This window comes from Longimicrobium sp. (assembly GCF_036554565.1).
In the GTDB taxonomy this organism is placed as follows: Bacteria; Gemmatimonadota; Gemmatimonadetes; order Longimicrobiales; family Longimicrobiaceae; genus Longimicrobium.
Genome location: NZ_DATBNB010000288.1, coordinates 1 through 3,119, shown reverse-complemented (window position 1 = coordinate 3,119; position 3,119 = coordinate 1). Strand labels below are relative to the sequence as shown.

At 69.2% G+C, this 3,119-nt stretch carries 3 protein-coding genes; all 3 read left to right on the top strand.

Going from position 1 to position 3,119, the window contains the following annotated elements; translation table 11 throughout:
* Entirely contained in the window at window positions 1-120 is a 120-nt protein-coding gene (locus tag VIB55_RS25465; protein WP_414681259.1) for a TrmH family RNA methyltransferase, read from the top strand.
* On the top strand, window positions 117-896 hold the full coding sequence (locus tag VIB55_RS07800) for a prepilin peptidase (RefSeq protein WP_331876111.1): 780 nt from the start codon (window positions 117-119) through the stop codon (window positions 894-896). Before VIB55_RS25465 ends, VIB55_RS07800 begins: the two co-directional genes overlap by 4 nt.
* 131 nt (window positions 897-1,027) lie before the next feature.
* A complete protein-coding gene (locus tag VIB55_RS07795) occupies window positions 1,028-2,809 on the top strand; it encodes an ABC transporter ATP-binding protein (protein WP_331876110.1) in 1,782 nt (593 codons plus the stop codon).
* The last annotated feature ends 310 nt before the right edge of the window (window positions 2,810-3,119 follow it).

Below are 3,119 nucleotides of genomic sequence, written 5' to 3'. Positions count from 1 at the left end.
ATCTCCCCGGAGACCCGCGCCCGCGCCGACATGGTGGTCGGCATTCCTCTTCGCGGCCGCGCCGAGTCGCTGAACGTGGCGGCGGCGGGGGCCATCCTGCTGTACGAGCTTCTCCGGTGACCGTGCTGAACCTGCAGATCTTTCTCGCGGCCTACGCGGCCCTCGTCGGCGCCTGCGTGGGCTCGTTCCTGAACGTGTGCGTGTACCGCTGGCCCGCGGACCTGTCCGTGGTGCGCCCGCCGTCGCGCTGTGGCTCGTGCGGCACGCCCATCCGCTGGCGCGACAACATTCCCGTGCTGGGCTGGGTGCTGCTCCGCGGCCGCTGCCGGGCGTGCGGCGCCAAGGTGAGCATCCAGTATCCCCTGGTGGAGCTGCTGACGGCGGCGCTGTGGGTGATGGCCGTGCTGCGCCTCGGGCTTTCGTGGCAGGCGCTGGGCACGGCGCTGTTCTTCACCATTCTGCTGGGCATCGCCCTGGCCGACGCGGCCACCTACACCATCCCCGACCAGTTCACCCTGGGGGGAACGGTGATCGGGCTGGCGCTCTCGTTCGCGCCGGGCGGCGTCACCTGGCAGCAGTCCTTCCTGGGCGCCGCGGTGGGGTTCGGTCTGCTCTGGCTGATCGCGGTGGTGGGGGAGAAGGTGTTCCGCAAGCCGGCCATGGGGGGCGGCGACATCAAGATGATGATGATGGTGGGCGCCTTCCTGGGCCCCTGGGGCGTGCTGCTGACCCTGTTCATGGGGGCGCTGTTCGGCACGCTGATCTTTGCGCCCATCAGCATGCGGACGGGCAAGCTGGTGCCGTTTGGCATCTTCCTGGCAATCGGCGCGGCGATCACCGAGCCGTGGGGGCAGGCGCTGATCGACTGGTACGTGCGCAACTTCCTGACGGTCTGAACTTCCGTATCACGCAGAGGACGCAGAGAAGACAGAGAGGACGCAGAGGTGCTCGTCATGCCCTCTGCGTCCTCTCCGTTCCCTCCGCGTCCTCTGCGTGAAACGTCTTTTCTTTCTGCTTCGTCGCCGCCGTGGAACCCAAGAAGCCGCTCCGCCGCCTGATCCGCTATGCGCGGCCGCACCGCCGCACGGTGTGGCTGGCCACGCTCTGCTCCGTCCTGAACAAGCTCTTCGACCTGGCTCCCGAGGCGCTGATCGGCGTGGCGGTGGACGTGGTGGTGCGCGGGCGGCAGTCCCTGATCGCCAGCCTGGGCTTTCCCGATCCGCGCGACCAGCTCGTCGTCCTCGCCGCCATCACCTTCGTGGTCTGGGTGCTGGAATCGACCTTCCAGTACCTGTACGGCGTGCTGTGGCGCAACCTGGGTCAGACCATTCAGCACGAGCTGCGGCACCAGGGGTACGCGCACCTGCAGGACCTGGATCTGGCGTACTTCGAGGAGCGCAGCTCCGGCGGGCTGATGTCGGTGCTGGGCGACGACGTCAACCAGCTGGAGCGGTTCCTGGACACGGGGGCCAACGGCATCATCCAGATGGTGACCACGCTGCTCGTGGTGGGCACCACGTTCTTCGTAATGGCGCCGGAAGTGGCGTGGATGTCCATGCTCCCCATGCCGTTCGTGGTCTGGGGCTCGCTGCGTTACCAGCCTCGGCTGGAGCCGCTGTACGCCGCCGTCCGCGAGCGCGCCGGGGCCCTCAACGCGCGGCTGGCCAACAACCTCAGCGGCATCACCACCATCAAGGCGTACGCGGCCGAGGAGCACGAGAGCCGCCGCGTGGCCGAGGAAAGCCAAGCCTACCGCGAGGCCAACCGCAGCGCCATTGCCTATAGCGCCGCCTTCGTGCCGCTGATCCGCATCCTGGTGCTGCTCGGCTTCATCGGAACGCTGGTCTTCGGGGGATTGCAGGCGCTGAACGGGGAGCTGGCGGTGGGCACCTACAGTTTCCTGGTGTACATCACCCAGCGCATGCTGTGGCCGCTGACGCGCCTGGGCGAAACGCTGGACCAGTACCAGCGCGCCATGGCCTCCACCAACCGCATCTTCGACGTGCTGGATGCCCCCATCGAGGCGCACCCCGGCGACCGCGCGCTCCCCACGGCGTCCGTGCGCGGCGCGGTGGAGATGCGCGGCGTCTCCTTTGCCTACCGCGGCCGCGACCCCCTGCTGACGGACTTTTCGCTCCACATCGCGCCGGGCGAAACGGTGGCCGTCGTCGGCCCGACGGGAGCGGGAAAGAGCACCCTGGTCAAGCTGCTGCTGCGGCTGTACGAGCTGAGCGCGGGGTCCATCACCCTGGACGGAATCGACGTCCGTGAGATCCGGCTGGCAGACCTGCGGCGCGCCATCGGGCTGGTGAGCCAGGACGTGTTCCTGTTCGACGGCACGGTGCGCGAGAACATCGCCTACGGGTCGTTCGACGCCACGCCCGAGCAGGTGGACCGCGCCGCCCGCCTGGCCGAGGCGCACGACTTCGTGATGGCCCTGCCGGAGGGGTACGACACGCTGGTCGGCGAGCGGGGGCAGAAGCTATCTGGCGGGCAGCGGCAGCGCATCGCCGTCGCGCGGGCCATCCTCAAGGACCCGCCCGTGCTGGTGCTGGACGAGGCCACGTCGGCGGTAGACAACGAGACCGAAGCCGCCATCCAGCGCAGCCTGGAGCACATCAGCCGCGACCGCACGACGATTGCCATCGCGCACCGCCTTTCCACGGTCCGCAACGCGAACCGCATCTACGTGATGGAGGGCGGGCGCATCGTGGAGCAGGGGACGCACGATGATCTGCTGCGCGCGGGTGGGATGTACGCCGCGCTCTGGCGGGTGCAGACGGGCGAGCGGGTGGGGGGAAGTGCGTGAGTGCGTGAGTGCGTGAGTGCGGGAGGGGGTTTCGGCCACGAACCGCGATCTGTCATCCAGAGGCGCGAGCGCACCGAACCGGCCCGTATGCCGAAGCCGTGCGCGCCGTGGGATCCAGCCGCGGACGCATTTCAGCCTGGACGCGGCAGCGGCACGGAGCCCTGGCCCTCGGCTCTGCTGGGGCGACTGAAGTCGCGGCAACGACGGCCCGAAGTCCGCCTGCGCGGACTGCAAGGGCCAGCCGAGTGCGCGTAGCCAGCCTCGAGCACCAGGCTGGCTCCCTTCCCCCGTGCCGTTTGCGGGGGAAGGG